At 36.1% G+C, this 16,836-nt stretch carries 8 protein-coding genes; 2 read left to right on the top strand and 6 right to left on the bottom strand.

Going from position 1 to position 16,836, the window contains the following annotated elements; genetic code table 11:
* Both RMR19_RS16990 and RMR19_RS16985 read right to left on the bottom strand, forming a co-directional pair.
* Positions 1-3,708 carry a glycosyl hydrolase 53 family protein gene (locus RMR19_RS16990; RefSeq protein WP_310604695.1) on the bottom strand — a complete coding sequence of 1,236 codons (3,708 nt, stop codon included), beginning with the start codon at positions 3,706-3,708 and terminating at the stop codon, positions 1-3.
* A 335-nt stretch (positions 3,709-4,043) separates the two neighbouring features.
* A complete protein-coding gene (locus RMR19_RS16985) occupies positions 4,044-6,395 on the bottom strand; it encodes an ABC transporter substrate-binding protein (RefSeq protein ID WP_310604694.1) in 2,352 nt (783 codons plus the stop codon).
* Positions 6,396-7,146: 751 nt separating this feature from the next.
* On the opposite strand from RMR19_RS16985, the gene RMR19_RS16980 reads away from it, so the two are divergent.
* Together RMR19_RS16980 and RMR19_RS16975 are read left to right on the top strand one after the other, a co-directional pair.
* A complete protein-coding gene (locus RMR19_RS16980) occupies positions 7,147-7,827 on the top strand; it encodes a response regulator transcription factor (protein WP_310604693.1) in 681 nt (226 codons plus the stop codon).
* On the top strand, positions 7,820-9,124 hold the full coding sequence (locus tag RMR19_RS16975) for a sensor histidine kinase (RefSeq protein WP_310604692.1): 1,305 nt from the start codon (positions 7,820-7,822) through the stop codon (positions 9,122-9,124). The genes RMR19_RS16980 and RMR19_RS16975 overlap by 8 nt, the downstream gene beginning before the upstream one ends.
* Positions 9,125-9,242: 118 nt before the next feature.
* Here the strand turns inward: RMR19_RS16975 and RMR19_RS16970 are convergent, their stop codons facing one another.
* From RMR19_RS16970 to RMR19_RS16955, 4 genes are all read right to left on the bottom strand, one after another.
* Entirely contained in the window at positions 9,243-11,306 is a 2,064-nt protein-coding gene (locus RMR19_RS16970; RefSeq protein WP_310604691.1) for a methyl-accepting chemotaxis protein, read from the bottom strand.
* A 415-nt stretch (positions 11,307-11,721) separates the two neighbouring features.
* Complete coding sequence (gene glyA / locus RMR19_RS16965) at positions 11,722-12,972, bottom strand: serine hydroxymethyltransferase (RefSeq protein WP_310604690.1); 1,251 nt, start codon at positions 12,970-12,972, stop codon at positions 11,722-11,724.
* Between the two features lie 91 nt (positions 12,973-13,063).
* Positions 13,064-14,278 (bottom strand): peptidase T, encoded by a 1,215-nt coding sequence (pepT, locus tag RMR19_RS16960; protein WP_310604689.1) that lies wholly within the window; start codon positions 14,276-14,278, stop codon positions 13,064-13,066.
* A 493-nt stretch (positions 14,279-14,771) separates the two neighbouring features.
* Positions 14,772-16,836 (bottom strand): amylo-alpha-1,6-glucosidase (locus tag RMR19_RS16955; RefSeq protein ID WP_310604688.1); only part of this gene is annotated, 2,065 nt, incomplete at its 5' end.

Here is a 16,836-nt window from a genome sequence, read left to right as displayed (position 1 = left end):
TTATTTGATTTTTATCTTTTTCACGCTACTATAGCTTCCATAAACCTTTTTACCTGTGGAATCAATCTTGTATGCACGAACTTTGACATAGTATGTCTTTTTGTTCTTTAATCCTGAAATTGTCTTAGTTGTATTCTCTGTTGTTACCTTGACTGCATTCTCGAATTTTGCATTATCTGCATAACAGATTTCATATCCCTTCACACCAGATAGTTTATTGATTTTAACCTGTAATTTCTTTTCACTTGCATTTACAAGCGATTTAAGTGTTACCTTTTTAACCGTTACTTTTGTCCATTTTGCATATAGTGTAACATTCTTTGCGCTTGTTTTTGAGATTGTTGTTACTTTGTTTTTGAATTTACTATCGGAATACCAACCTGCAAATGTGTATCCTTTTCTTGTCGCATCTTTAAGTGATACCTTCTCGTTATAGTAATATGCTGGATTGCTACTATTGTTTGTACCTTTATTCAGCTTATAGGAAATTGTATATGGCACTGTTATCTTACAAGACACTGTTAGTTCTGAGCCGTCTGCAGTTGTGGCTTGAATTGTTGCTGTTCCTGCCTTTACCGCTACCACGTTACCGTTTTGATCAACAGTTGCAACGTTGGCATCTGAAGTTGACCATGTAACTGACTTGTTCACGATACCATCTGGTGTTACAGTCGCCTTTAACTGAAGTTCTTTCCCTTTTTGAAGTGTCGCTTTCGTTTTATTCAATACAATCTTAGTCGCTTTTATCTCTGTCCATTTTGCATATACCGTAACATCACCTGTTGTTCCTGCTGCAATTGCTGTAATCTTGTTCTCACAAGCAGCATCTGTATACCAACCAGAAAACTCATATCCTATGCGAGTTGCTTCTTGTAATGCAACCATTACAGAACCATCATAGTTAGAAGGATTATCGTTATGATTTGTTCCTCCATTTAGCACATAACTGATAGTGTAAGAAGATGGAATCACGGTATCAGATGGTACACTAATCGCTGTCCATTTTGCATATACAGTAACATTACCTGTTGTTCCTGCTGCAATCTCTGTAATCTTAGTCGTATATGTAGCATCTGTGTACCAACCAGCAAAATTATATCCTGTACGAGTTGCCGGCTGTAATGGAGTCGCTACAGAACCATTATTTACAGAAGGATTGTCGCTATGATTTGTTCCTCCATTTAACTCATAATTAATATTGTAAAAAGATGAAGTCACTGTATTATATAAGAATACATCATCAATTGTTCCCCATGCACCAATCGCAGATTTCACTGTAATTACAACTGTAAGAACATCTCCTACCTCTGCTTCCACAACATCTGTTGTTGGTGTATGCCAGTCAATCCATCCTGTCAACTCTGTTGTTGCCTCTTCTGAGATTCCCGTTGTCTTGTTTTCAACCTTAATGCTAATTTGGTCATCAGAAGCACCATCTCCACCTTGAATCCTCATGTATGCAACATATTTTCCAGCTTCCTCTACGGTAACGGATTGTTCCATTATAAAGTCAACATTTTCTGTCCCATGATAGAAATGATACGCACCACTTCCTCGATAAACGTTCTCGTCCACTATTTTATCTGCTCCAGTTCCATTGATTGTCCATTTATCGATTCCACTCTCAAAATCACCTTGTTCAAGCAAATTAGCTGGTAAAACAAGAACCGTAGCTGTCGTATCTAATAATTCTGTTGTTTCTTCTTCATTAATATAACTTACTACTCCATTCACTGTGTAGGTACCAATTGCGGTAATGTTTTGGAGGTCTTCCTGACTCCAAGTAACATCTGACATCTGGTATGATCCATCTGACAATGTTACCTTTACGGTTTCTGGTAAATTAATAGACATATTTTTATTGATTATTACAGTAAGTGCTGGTGTTTCAATACTATCTACCGTAATACGGTTTGAATATGCTCCTGTGTAAACATAGTTAAATATATTCAAGGAATCTAGTTTCTTACCTGTATTATCAAAGAATGCCTGATTATCTACTGCACTTCCGCCATACCATTTTCCAGCGTCTTCTGCATCATATTCTGTCGCATATTTGCTTGCCCAGCCAGAACCATATTGTTCCCATAAAGCTTTATTTGCAACAACTTTATTATCATAATCTGCACCACTAAGTCCTGTTGTATCGCCAACTGTAATCCATGCACCTTCCCAATAGAACACACCAATTCCCATTCCATCGGATACACTATTCACTGCATCGATTACATCACGAACTTCGTTTGCTTGTCCTTGAACAGTGAAACTCCATTTTATATCATTTCCTGAATTATTATTTCCTCTTGTAACTGTGTTTCCCCATCCATCTGTATCTTCAATTGTATAAGCATACGATGTCTCGGCAACCATTACTTCCTTATCGTATGTTTTTGCAACCGTATCAAGCGTCTCTGTAAGATTGCTTAAACTTCCATGCCAGTATGGATAGTAAGAAGAGGCGAATACATCATAGTCTACGTTATTATCCGATAGATTTTTTGCTATTCCTGGATAGATTCCTTTTTGTGGTTCTGTAAAATGAAGTGCTACCTTAATTGAAGAATCAAACTCTCTAACAGCAGAACTTCCTGCATTGAAAATCTTAGCCATGTTCGCCCATGTTGTTTCTCCACAGATAGCACTTATTGTCTCATTTCCAATCTGCACCATGCCAATATCCGCACCTGCATCTTTTATTTGCTGTAATGCTTCCGTTGTAAATGCTTTTACTGCATCCACCTTTTGGTCAACGCTATATCCTAACCATGCTTTGGGTTCTTTCTGTTTTCCTGGGTCTGCCCAAAAATCAGAGTAATGGAAATCCACTAATAACTTCATGTCATATTGCGCTGCTCTTCTTCCGATTTCAACTGCAGATGCAACATCGTTGTTTCCACCACCATAACCATTACCACTGGCATCATATGGATCGTTCCATACACGAACACGAATATAGTTTACACCTGATTCTGATAACATCTTGAAGATATCTGTTTCGTTTCCATCTTCATCATAATATCTTACACCAGATGCTTCTTCGGATAATACACTTGAGATATCGACACCACGAATAAAATCTTCTGAAAGGTTTTCTACTTTCGTCACGTTAATCTCTGCCTCAACTGGATTACCTGCTATCTCTTCATTGCTTACTGTAAGGCTCATATTGTCCACTTTACCCCAACCATATGCAGCAATATCTAAAACAATCTGAAGTTGAATTGTTGTTGTTTCTGTAAGATTGAATGTTACTGATGGGTGTAAGTACTCAGACGGCTCTTTCGTCCAGCCTGTCTGTGCAGAAGAATCTGTCGCAATTACAGTTTTTGTTTCTGCATTCAAGACGTTCATAATAACAGTACTATCATTACCATTTGAAATACTTTTGAATGTATAACTACCAACTTCAAGTTCAATCGGTTTCGTATAAGTTACAATTTCATTAGTTGCATATTCACTCCAGTAATTCAATATTTGTCCGTCACCAAAAGGTGGGGTTGATTCATCAATTTTCAAGCTAACTACACCCGTGTCACTAATTTCAAAATTATCCGCTTTTTCAAATCCAGCATCATCTGCATCTGTAATCAGATTTACTTCTACTGCTTCTGCTACGGATACTGGAATATTTATCATACTAAATACCATTATCACCGCCAATACGAATGACAATATTCTCTTTCCGTTGCTACCTAAACCTCTTTTCATTCTTGTCCTCCTAGCTCCAATTCCATTAATAGTAATACCATTTCGCGCAAACGGTTGTTTCATGTTCATATCGTATCATTTAATGCATTTTTAGTCAATCCATTGGTTTTTAGTCATTTTCGCATTGTTTTTTGTTCAAATAGTACAAAAAACATTTCGTTTAAAGCGCAACTTGGCGCAACATTTATTTTTGAGTTTTTTTACTCACTAAACTTATTCTTTGTCCTTTTTTCACCAGCATACATTAGTAAAATATGTACAATGAAATTTTCTCCTCTTCATCCAAAAAACGGGCTGTCATCTTCTGATGCAACCCGCCTTTTTCCCATTTTATTCTATTCTTTTAAATACAAATTTACTTTTTGAACAATTGCATTCACACCATCGTCCACACTAATTTCTCCTGTTAAAACTTTCTCACCAAATGTCTCAACAGCATCTTGTACTACACTTTCCATTAGAAATGGAGTTGACAAACTTTCTGCAACATTAAGTAATGACTTCATCTCTTCCGCTGTAGGAATTTTAAGCTCATAACCTATTATTTTTCCTTCTTTATTTGAACCGCCTACAGAGTACTCTGCTACATTTTCTCCATTTGCCAAATTAGAAAATACCGTCTTATTCACTGGCAAACCTTCATCTACATTCATCTTCTGCAATTTTTCAGTATATAGACTTTTAAAGAAATCAAGTGATGTTTCGAGATTCTTTGAAGAAGCATTTACACCTACAATTCCTTTTGGAATAAAATTTCCTTGTGATTGCATATCAAATATTTGATACGATATCGTATTATCATTCCTTATTGTCGCAAGAATCGTCTGATACTCTTCCAAATCATTTATAAATCCAACTGCCATCTGTTGGTCACCAAACATTATACTTGATAGTTGCATTCCCAATGCCTTAATTCCATGCTCCAGTCCATTATTCATACCCTTCACAAATTCTAACTGCTTCAAATATTCCGTAATCCTGTCATTAGACAGATTCTCTGTTTCCAACTCATATATCTCTTTTGCAAAAGTCAGATATTCTTTTAATTTTTCTTCATCTGCTTTCCCCTCTTCTGTTATCCATGCAGCACTACATGCAAACTCTAAATATTTTAATACTTCTTTTGGGGTATAACCTCCAAGTATCGTTTCTGAGCTACTATGATTTGCTCTAATATCTTGTAGCATCTTACTAAATGCCTGTAATGTTGTTATCTCTTTCATTTTTTCTTTATCCCCTATTATAACAGGAATCTGAAACTTAGCTGGTACACCATATAAACCGTCTGCTCTTTGGTATGCATGTGTTATATTCGTTAAATAACTCTCTGATTCTTCTAGCTCTTTCATAACTGTTGACAAATCATAAAGAACTCCTTTTTCTATATAGGAAGACATTGGCAGACCATCTAATAGTATTAAATCAGGACCATCTTCTGCCAAAATACTTGTATTTAATCGCTGAATCGCATCCGTCTTAGTCACTGCATCATCGCCTGTTATACCAATCTCTAACTTAACAAATACATCAGGATTATTCTTTCGGTAGTTAACAATTGCCTGTTGTATTGTCTTACTTTCATATAAACTATAGATTCGCAGTTGCGTGTTAGGAACAGAAGGTACATTTGCATCATAATGATAAAAATCTAACTCCCCATTTTCATACCCAACAAAGAAACTTCCCTCCTCTTTCAACCGAAATGCCTTAGCAGAATTAGAAGGACTACCAAGGTTACTTAGCTCACCTGACACAAGCTGCTCTACTACACTTCCATTCATTACATGACGATATACTCCTGCTTTACAGGCAATATAGATTGCATTCTCTTTTTCATCAATTGCTACTTGATACGTCTGTACTGCACGTAAAGTTGTTTCCAAAAATTCATTCCAAACACTGTCCTTTGTTTCTAGCTCTTTTGTTTCTATATTGTAGATATATCCAACGCGATTACTTACTGTTACAATGTAATTTTCACTCACTGCAAATGTATCCGTGTATCCTTCTTCTTCAAATAACTGCTCTACACTTTCTTGATTACAGTCAATCTCAATAAACTCTCCATTATTCGTTAATGCATACAGTTTACCATTATCTGAAAATTCCGCCTTTAGTAACCATGCCCCCTTCTTACTAACTGTTAGATTTAGTTCCTTTTTTGAACCTTCTTTTGTTAGATAGATATATTTTTCTATATCGGAATAATTCTCTTTTATATCATTCCATGGAATATAAGAAAAGAAAATATCCCCCTTCTTGTTCATAGCAACACTTGTAATCTCACAACCTCCCATTGAAATTACATACTGCATCTCCTTTATTGGTGTTGTTTCCCACGTTTCTAGAGCATCGTTAGCACTAAATAATTCTCCTGTTATCGTATTAATAGCTGCTACTGTACCATCTTCCAAAATCGTTATATTATTAATCCTGTTATCCATTGTAAAGCAAGGAGTTTCAACATACCTCCCCATTGCCTGTTCTGGCTGATTACTCTCATTTTGATTGTTTTTTTTATTCTCATTCTGGCTGCTTGTTTCCTTGTTTGTATTCTGTTGAATGTTTTTTTGATTATTAGCATTTGTATTATTCATATCATCTGCTTTTTTTCCTGTGCAACCTGCTAAGAATGCTATACAGGTCAATACAAAAATATAAAATAATGCTTTCCTTTTCCGAATCATATTTACCTCCCGAAGTCTATTGTAGTTAAGTAATTGCAAAACTCATTTTATGTTTCTTAAATCGTCGACACCTATACCCTAACACAATTATCTTTATTTTATCTCTAAAGATTTAGAAATCCAAGAGAGACTTCTTAGAAAGTTAGCGTTCCCTACATAATCAATAGCACACTTGGCAGAATATTGCCTGTAAACATTATCCTTAAAAAGCACAAATTACACACTAAACTTTCATCCTTAGATTTTAAATAGAACTTTCTATGTTATACTATTCTTATAAGGTATTTTACTCCAACTGTTACACGGATTGCTACACATTTCATGCAAGCATGAAACGTATCACCTTTGACCTTTGTATCATAGTATTTATTTCAAAACAGTTTATCCCATACTTGTGTACCAATAAACTACCCATGCAAAACTTCATTACCTATATCTGCTTCTTCGTTGCTACCCTATAATTAAGAAATGGTAGCGAAACATCTATAGTGCTTCTTAGTGTGTATATACAAAACCTAGGAAGGCGAGGCATGGACGCCGAGCCAGTCTTCGCTGAGGCAGGATGCCGAATCGAAGACGTTTCCGTAAGATTTGAATAAATGTCCATACACACTTAGAAACACTTAGGTGTGTAGCGTGTTTCGTATTATAGGGTAGCAACGAAGAAGCTCTATAACCAACCAAGTTTTGCATCAAAATCTATCCTACACAAGTATGTCCACACCCCAAAACCAGAAAGGACCCCAATTCCATGCGAATTTTATTAATAGAAGATGATGAACAATTATGCTTTTCCATTGCATATCAGTTAGAAAATCAAGGATTTCATATTGATACGTGTATCGATGGCGAAGACGCACTCTTGTTTATGAAAGAAAATATATATGATTTGATTCTACTCGATCGAATGCTTCCGCATATCGATGGAATTACATTACTTAAAAAGTTAAGGCAACAGAATAATTCTACACCAGTAATTATTCTAACTGCACTTGGTGAGCTTTCAGACAAAATTATGGGGTTAGATGCGGGTGCTGATGACTATCTTGTAAAGCCATTTGCAATTGAAGAACTGCTTGCCAGAATCCGCAGTATCAATAGGCGTCCACGGCAATGGACAGATACCGATTCTCTAACCTATAGCGACATTACCTTTTCACCATCTACCAATTCACTAACCGGCTCACTTGGAACTTGTACTTTATCGAAAAAGGAAGGCACATTACTGGAATTCTTTATGCGAAATTCCGCTCAGATTCTTCCAAGAACAACTCTTCTTACTAAAGTTTGGGGTCCATATGCAGAGATTGAAGATGGTAATCTGGATAACTATATTCATTTTATTCGACGACGCCTAAAAGCAGTCAGCAGTACCACTACTATTAAGACACATCGGGGTGTTGGATATCGTTTGGAGGAGCTTCATGAATAAGCATGTAACCATGTTTCGCAAATTAAACTTACGATTAGCATTATTATTTACCACAATTGCCGGGCTAATTCTATTGACAATGTCATTGTTGTATCTTTATCTATCAGAAAAAGAGTTAAAGAATACCTCCTATCTTTCGTTCTGTGGTGAGATAAACACGATTATTGCAGGGCTTGATGGACAGAACGTAATTACACATGAATGGCTATCAAAGGTTGAGCAAAACAACAAATATAGTATTGCACTATATGATAACGGAACTCCACTCTCCTATACACAAGTGGCTCGTACCAAAGACCAACTTTCCATTATTGATGAGATTTTAGCTTATAGCAAAGAGAGTTACAGTATCTATCCAAAGACGACAGACTCCACTCCTATACACTACGAGTTTGCATATACAACGGCAGATAAATCTCCTTACTATGTATCCTTTATACAGATATCACATAGCTCCAATGTTTTATCCACAATAATTCTGTATCCTACTGATAATTTACACAAAAAGCTACAACATCAGCGTGTTTACTTTATTATACTTAATGTAGTCGGAATTCTACTACTATTTCTCGCTTCCTTGTTTTTTACACACAAGTTATTGCAACCAATTAAGCAGTCTCAAGATAAGCAGACAACCTTTATCGCAGCAGCTTCACATGAACTTCGAACCCCTCTTGCGGTAATACTTTCTTCCATGTCTGCTCTTCGAACATCAGATTCTAGCATGCAATCTCAATTTCTCAATACGATAGAATCCGAAAGTAAACGTATGTCTAATCTGGTAAATGATATGTTGACACTCGCACGTGCTGACAGTCAGACTTGGTCTTTTACTATGAGACAGGAGGAGCTAGATACTCTATTACTAGAAACATATGAAGCATTTGAACCGTTAACAATAGAACATAACTTAGCACTATCAATCACCTTGCCAAATGACTCCATTCCTACTTGCTATTGTGACAAAGAGCGAATCGCACAAGTGTTAGCAATCCTTATTAACAATGCCATTAGTTACTCTAATCCAGATGGAAAAATCCATTTAACACTTAACTATACAAATTCTACTTTTATATTCTCTGTTATTGATAATGGCATTGGAATCTCGCAAGAAGCCAAATCCCATATATTTGACCGTTTCTATCGGGAAGATTCTTCACGTTCTAAGAAGGAACATTTCGGATTAGGTCTTTGTATCGCCAAAGAAATTATTGATGCTCATAACGGCAACATTCAAGTGTGTGATACACCTAGTGGCGGTACTACATTTCAAATTATATTGCCATATGCAAAATAACGCCAAAAAGTGAGCTGTCTCTAGGGGTGACAGCTCACTTTTTTGAAATAATTCATGGCAACAAAAGTTGTTCATATAAAAGGAAATATAAAAGGAATTTATTTAAATGCTTTCGCACTTAAACCGAAAACACTTCGATAGCGCCACTTAATTCTCCCGCTATCTGATTCAAACGATTGGCTTCAAGCTCAACCTCTCTTGTATGATTTGCAACTTCTTCTGCATTCTTAGATATGCATTGAATGCCTTTCGCACCCTCTGTTGTTGCATCTGTCAATTCTCCAAACGAAGCCAATAATGCTTCAATTTCACTAAATATATTCTTAGACACACTTGAAATATCCTCAAGTACTTCTCTCATATCGGTAGAATCTACATTGTATTGCTCACTCATCTCAATAAGTTTTTGATAAGTGTCTTTCACATGGGTATCCATAAAATGTAATACTTCATAAGAGTTATCACATAAATTATTAACAGAAACGATTACATTCTTCGTTATATTTTGAATCTGTAATGCTGTTTTCTCTGAATTATCTGCCAAACTTCTAATCTCATCTGCTACAACAGAAAATCCTTTACCAAAGTCACCTGCTCTTGCCGCTTCAATCGATGCATTCAAAGATAGTAAACTTGTTTGATCTGCTATATCAAGAATCGCTTTTGTCAATTCATTAATCTGTTGCACCTGCTTTGACTCTTCAATTGCAACTCTTAATTTTTCCTGTGTTACTTTGCATACTTCATCTGCTTTTCTAGCAGACTCCGCCGCTTCTACTTTCAATTGCACTGCTCTACCACTAATATCATTTGCAGTATCCACACCTGATTTATTCTTTGTATCCATAACTTCAATATGATGAATCATTCTTTTCGATGCATCACCAAGTGTTATCGCTGTACTTTCCGTTTGCTCCATACTTGCAGATAACTGTTGTGCCGTTGCTGTAATATTACTTACTTCATCTACTAAAGAATTAATTGCTCTATCAAGGTGGACTGCCGAATCAGTAACAACAACTGTATTATCATTTACCTTGGTAACAGTTTTGTTCATAGACTTCTGTAATTTATCTAATGCTCTCGCTAGCTTACCAGTTTCATTCTTTTTCTTTAGGTAAGGTACATAATTCTTACTTGTAAAATCACTTTCCTTTGCCATCTCAATATCTTTCGTTACTCTGGATATTGGCGTTGAAATTTTCTTTCCAACAATGAATGCAATAATTGTACAGATTACAACACAGATTGCGATAAACATAAAACTCTTAACCATCATATCTTTAACATTACCCATAACGTCGCTCTCAGGCGTTACTAAAACTAAGTAATATCCATTCTCTAGTTTTGAATATGCTACATACGATTGCTCTCCATCAATATTCATCTTCTCTAACCCTTGTGGCTGTGTTGACATAAGCTGTGATAACTCTTCAAATCCTGTATCCTTTAGCTTATTTTCTTTCGAATATGTATCATGTACAATATATCTTTGATAAGAATCAACTATAAATGCATAACCGTTATCATATGGTCGAATATTTAATACTAACTCTTTGAAATCATCAAATGATATGATAAGTCCAACTACACCTACTACTTGTTTATTCACATACACTGGTTGTGTATAACTAATTACTTCTTGCCCAAGTTCTTCATCTATATAAGGGTCAAGCCATGTTGCCTTATTATTTTTTAACGTTTCATTATAGAAATTCCACTTTTCACCTTTTCTTGAGCTAAACGATTTATACTCTTCTTCCGAATTTTGAATAACTCGTTCCCCATTCTCACTAATTGCCGTACATAGTGCTCCTACCTTGGTAGGGTTTCCATACGCATATAAGCGCAATACATCCATATCTGTTATTGTTGATTGAACCACACTAATATATTTATACATCCCATCCATAAATGTATTGTTGTATTCAAGACTTCTAACATTAGAATAATCATAGCTTGCTTCAAAATAACTTGCCATACCAGAAACTATCTCTTGTGTTCCTCTATAGTTCAGATTCATTTGGTTTGCATATTGAATCGACATTGCAGACAACTTGTCCTCTGCCTCTTCTCCTAACGTCTTATAACTTAAGACGCCATTAATACACCCTACGAGAATAGATACTATTAATACACATGCAGTAATCGCTGTTATTATAGCGGTTGATATCTTCCTCATCTTAACAAACATACTCCTTTCCAAACTTTGAAAGCCTTATGCATAACATATCATTTCAACAAACCTGTATTTAGGATATCAAAGCCGAATCGACATCTTGCTCTAATTTGTTTTCCTTAAAATGTTATACATTTTGTCTAATAACTCCCTTTTGCTATTTCTATTTTTACACATTATATCCAAAGTGTCAAGGATTATTTTCGCTAATTTTCGAAATATACATTTGCTTTTCATTTTTTCACTTAATTGTAACTCTTAAATGATGTTCTGTACACAAGCTTAAAAACACGCAAAAAAAACCAGTACATAATTCAAAATGAACTCTGTACTGGTTTTTTGCTTTTTCTCTATTGCTTCATAAACTTCAGGAGGGACTACGTCCCTCCATCTATACTTTATGAATACTTATCTGTTATTATACATTCAAACTGTAAAGTGGATACTTATCTGTTAACTCTTTTACAATTGCTAATGCTTGTTCTTTGTTTGCATCTACGTCTTTTACTAGTAATGAAATCGCTTCTGCAACTTGTTCCATATCTTCTGGTTTCATTCCTCTTGTAGTAACAGCAGCTGTTCCAAGACGGATACCGCTTGTTACGAATGGAGAAGCTGGATCATTAGGGATTGCATTCTTGTTACAAGTAATGTTTGCAGCGTCTAATAACTTCTCTGTTTCCTTACCTGTTACATTCATGTTTTGAAGATCAACTAACATAAGGTGGTTATCTGTACCACTTGATACTAAGTTAAATCCTCTCTTCATTAATCCGTCAGCTAATGCTTTCGCATTGTCTACTACATTCTTTGCATATTCTTTGAAGCTTGGGTCTAATGCTTCTTTGAAACATACTGCTTTCGCAGCAATAACGTGCATTAAAGGTCCACCTTGAATACCAGGGAAGATAGCTTTGTTTAATTTATATTCTGTAGCAAATTCTTCACTAGAAAGAATCATACCACCTCTTGGTCCACGTAATGTTTTATGTGTTGTAGTTGTTGTAACATGTGCATATGGGATTGGACTTTCATGAAGACCTGCAGCAACAAGACCTGCAATATGCGCCATATCAACCATTAAGAATGCGCCTACTTCATCTGCGATTTCTCTGAATTTCTTGAAATCAATCTTTCTAGGGTATGCACTTGCACCTGCTACGATTAGTTTTGGTTTATTTTCAATTGCTGTTTTACGAACTACATCATAATCGATGAATCCATTCTCATCTACGCCGTATGAAACAATGTTATAATATGTTCCTGACATATTAACTGGGCTACCATGAGTTAAGTGTCCACCATCAGCAAGGCTCATACCCATTACTGTTTCACCAGGTTTAACTAATGCAAAGAACACTGCCATATTTGCTTGTGCTCCAGAGTGTGGTTGCACATTGGCATATGTACAGCCGAATAATTCTTTTGCTCTTTCAATTGCTAATTCTTCTGCCATATCAACGAACTCACAACCGCCATAATATCTCTTTCCTGGATATCCTTCTGCGTATTTGTTTGTTAATGGGCTTCCCATTGTTGCCATAACAGCTTTGCTAACAAAGTTTTCTGAAGCAATTAATTCAATATGATCTTCTTGTCTATTGAACTCTTTCTTCATCGCTTGTGCTAACTCAGGGTCATAAGCTTGGATCTCATCAAATGAAAACATAATTTACCTCCATAAATTTTATTACATATTTTATCACTGGAATACGTTACAGTATAATCAATTTTATTATAACATTAGTTCTTATTTTTTGCTATGCTTTTATTATTTCTTGTAAAATCTGCACCATTTTCTCCATGGATTGTACGGGAATATACTCATATCTGCCATGGAAATTATGCCCACCAGTAGATAGATTAGGACAAGGCAGACCCATGAACGATAATCTTGCTCCATCTGTACCGCCACGAATTGGTACAACGATTGGTTCTACGCCAGCTCTCTTCATCGCTTCTTCCGCACGAACTACAATTTCCATATGCGTAACAATCTTTTCTTTCATGTTAAAGTAGCTATCTTTTAACGATAATTCGAATGTTCCTGTACCATAACGATCATTTAGATAAGTCGTAATTTTCTCAAACATCGCTTTTTTCTCATTAAATTTCTCTTTATCATGATCACGAATAATATATTCTAAAACAGTTTCCTCTTCATTACCGTTGATAAATGAAAGGTGTTGAAATCCTTCATATCCTTCTGTACAAGCTGGAATCTCATTCGCCGGAAGCATACTGTTAAATTCCATCGCCATTAGGATTGCATTTTTCATCTTATTCTTTGCCTCACCTGGATGAATATTCACACCATGCACAACTACTTTTGCTGCGGCTGCATTGAAGTTCTCATATTCCAATTCTCCAAGTTTTCCACCATCAACTGTATAGGCGAAATCAACATTGAATCTTTCCACATCAAAATGGTCTGCTCCTGCCCCAATCTCTTCATCTGACGTAAATCCGATACGAATTGTTCCATGTGGAATACTCGCATCATTTAATAATTGTTCTGCCAATGTAAGAATCTCCGCAATTCCAGCCTTATCATCTGCTCCAAGCAATGTTGTTCCATCCGTTACAATCAAGTCTTGTCCCACATAGTCCGTCATATGAGCAAATTCTTTCGTGCGCATAATAATGTTCTTCTCTTCATTCAAAACAATATCTTTGCCATCGTAATTCGTAACAATTCTTGCTTTCACATCTTTTCCAGAGATTGCATCCGAAGTATCCATATGAGCAATTAATCCGATATATGGCACATCTTCATAACCCTTTGTTGCTTCTATTGTTCCATACACATACCCATATTCATCGACCTCGGCATCTGCAATTCCCATGACTTTCATTTCATTTACTAGTTCAGCAGCAAGTACTTTTTGATTCTCTGTACTTGGTGTCGTTGTACTTGTGTGGTCTGACGTTGTGTGGAAACTAACGTATCTTAAAAAACGTTCTGTTACATTCATGTTGAATCCTCCTTGAATTATGATTATTCAGTAATTGCGAAACTCTCAATATATTTGACTGCTTCTTGATTAACATAGATTAACTAAAAAACGATAGCAAAACATCTATAGTACTTCTTGGTGTATGCTACACAACCTAGGAAGGCGAGGCATGGACGCCGAGCCAGCCTGAGCTAGGGTGTGTCTGAAAAATGCTTGTACTAGGCTGTGCACTCCACTTAGTGGAATGGAAGTTCAAAATTCAGGAAGTGTAGCGGGCGACATTGACTGAATTTTGAGCTTTCAGACCGCTGAGTGGAGGGTGCAGAATAGTGCAATGATTTTTCAGACATACCCGAGGGCAGGATGCCGAATCGAAGGCATTTCCGTAACTTTTAGATATCTTATCTGCATACACCTAGAAGTACTTAGATGTGTAGCGTGTTTTGTGTTAATGTATGTTAAGCAAGAAGCTTCTACAAACTAAATTGAGTTTCGCAATTACCTCCTATGATTATAAATAAGGCAATACGTCTTCTGTGTAAGCTCGAAGTACTTCTCCTACACTCCATGCCTGTGTATAACAGCCACGGCTTGTACATGTAAAGTCACCATCGAAAATTTCTGCAATACCACTAAGACATCCATCTTCCATATGGTCTTCGAAATACTCACACATTTCTTTTGCCTTTTGTACAGCTTCTTTACTATGATTATTTACCTTACAATATGCAGAGATGAAAGCCCCTGAGATATACCCCCAACTTGTTCCCATATGATATGCAAGGTCACGATTAATAAGTTTTCCAATGTAATGGCTCTTATAATCCACATCTTCATTTGATAACGAACGAATTCCATAAGGAGTATACAAATCATGATACACTCTTTGCACTACTAACTTCTCTTTTTCACTATCTAGCATGGTATATGGTAAGGATATTGCCCATATTTGATTTGGTCGAATCTTACCATCTGCAATTTCTTCCCCATTGGATTTTTCAATCACATCATACAAACAGTTTGCATCAGAATTCCAGAAATTATCCACAAAGGATGCCTTCACATGGGATGCTAATCCACAATACTCGTCCTCTTTCTCCCCATAATGCACAGCCAACTTCTCCATTACCTTCAAAGCATTATACCATAACGCATTGATTTCTACGGCTTTGCCATGTCTTGGAGTAACGACTAAATCTCCCACGCGCACATCCATCCATGTCAATTGGTCAAGGTCGCTTCCACCTTCAATTAGATAATCACTGTCCATGCGAATTCCATAGCGTGTTCCATTCTTATATGCCTCGATGATTTCCTTTAGACATGGATATATTTTTTCATGAATAAAAGTATAATCTGACTCTTCTCCTGTATATTTTAAGTAACAGTCTACAGAATAGAAATACCATAAAGAAGCATCAATTGTATTATATATTGGCTCTTCTTTCGCACTATTCGGAAATACATTTGGTATCATTCCTTTATCTACATTTCTTGAAAATGATTCCAGAATGGAACGTGCATCTTCAAATCTTCTTGTTGCTAATGTTAATCCTTGCAGAGCAATCATAGTATCTCTTCCCCAGTCCGCAAACCAAGGATATCCGGCAAGAATTGTTTTTAATCCTGTTGATTCCCTATCTACAATAAATGCATCCGCTCCCCATGCAAGTCTTCTTGCTAAGCGGTCTTCATAAGGAATTAAATCCATTAATCCAATCATTCTTTGACGATATTGCTCTGCAATCAAAAATCCATCTTTATCATCTAACTCTTCAACAGTACATTTTATATAGAATCGTTTCTTCTCATAAGGGGCAAGCGTTACTACTACGTCATATGGTGTAATATGATTATCTACTCCCAAAAATCCTGTACGTACATCAATTGGGTATACTTGATTTTCTTCAATCAGATAATTCGGCGTTGCCATTGATACAGGCTTTTGCGCTCTATCGTAATACTCTCCTTCTGAGGCATAGAATTTGATTGTTACTTCTTTATTTTCTTCTGGCATTAAAGCAAGATACTGATTCTTTGTACCATTCCATGATTTTAACTCTTTCTCAAATACAAGTTGTGCTCGTTCTGTTGTTTCCCCAAATCCACGATAGGTGAACATTGGTGTGATTGTAAATGTAGCGTCTTCCAACCCATTTTCAATCTCGTAACATACAACACTTGTATTCTTTCCATGTTCTAATGAAACCGTCTTTTTAATACATACATCTGCTACTTGGTAGGTGTATGTTGGTAGGATATCTAACGTAAATCGGTTAAGATACTGATATCCTCTCTTCCATTCTTTTATATATTCTTGTGCAGTGAAATCATATTCTTTCCCCGCAATTGTTACTGCTTCATGTGTTCCTGGGAAAATCATCATTCTATCCACAGGGGCATGCAAAGATGCAACAAGGTATCCACAAAAACTTCTTGTATTTGCACCAATTATGGATTGATTGGCAAAGCCTCCAATGCCATTTGTTAATAACCATTCTTTCTCCATTCCAGTTTCAAATGTACGGAATGCATTTCTACCAAAAACATATTTTTCTCTCATATTATTAGTCCTT

The organism is Anaerosporobacter sp. (assembly GCF_031551385.1).
GTDB lineage: Bacteria > Bacillota > Clostridia > Lachnospirales > Lachnospiraceae > Anaerosporobacter.
Note: the sequence above shows the minus strand (reverse complement) of the source record. Positions and strands in the feature narration are given on the sequence as shown.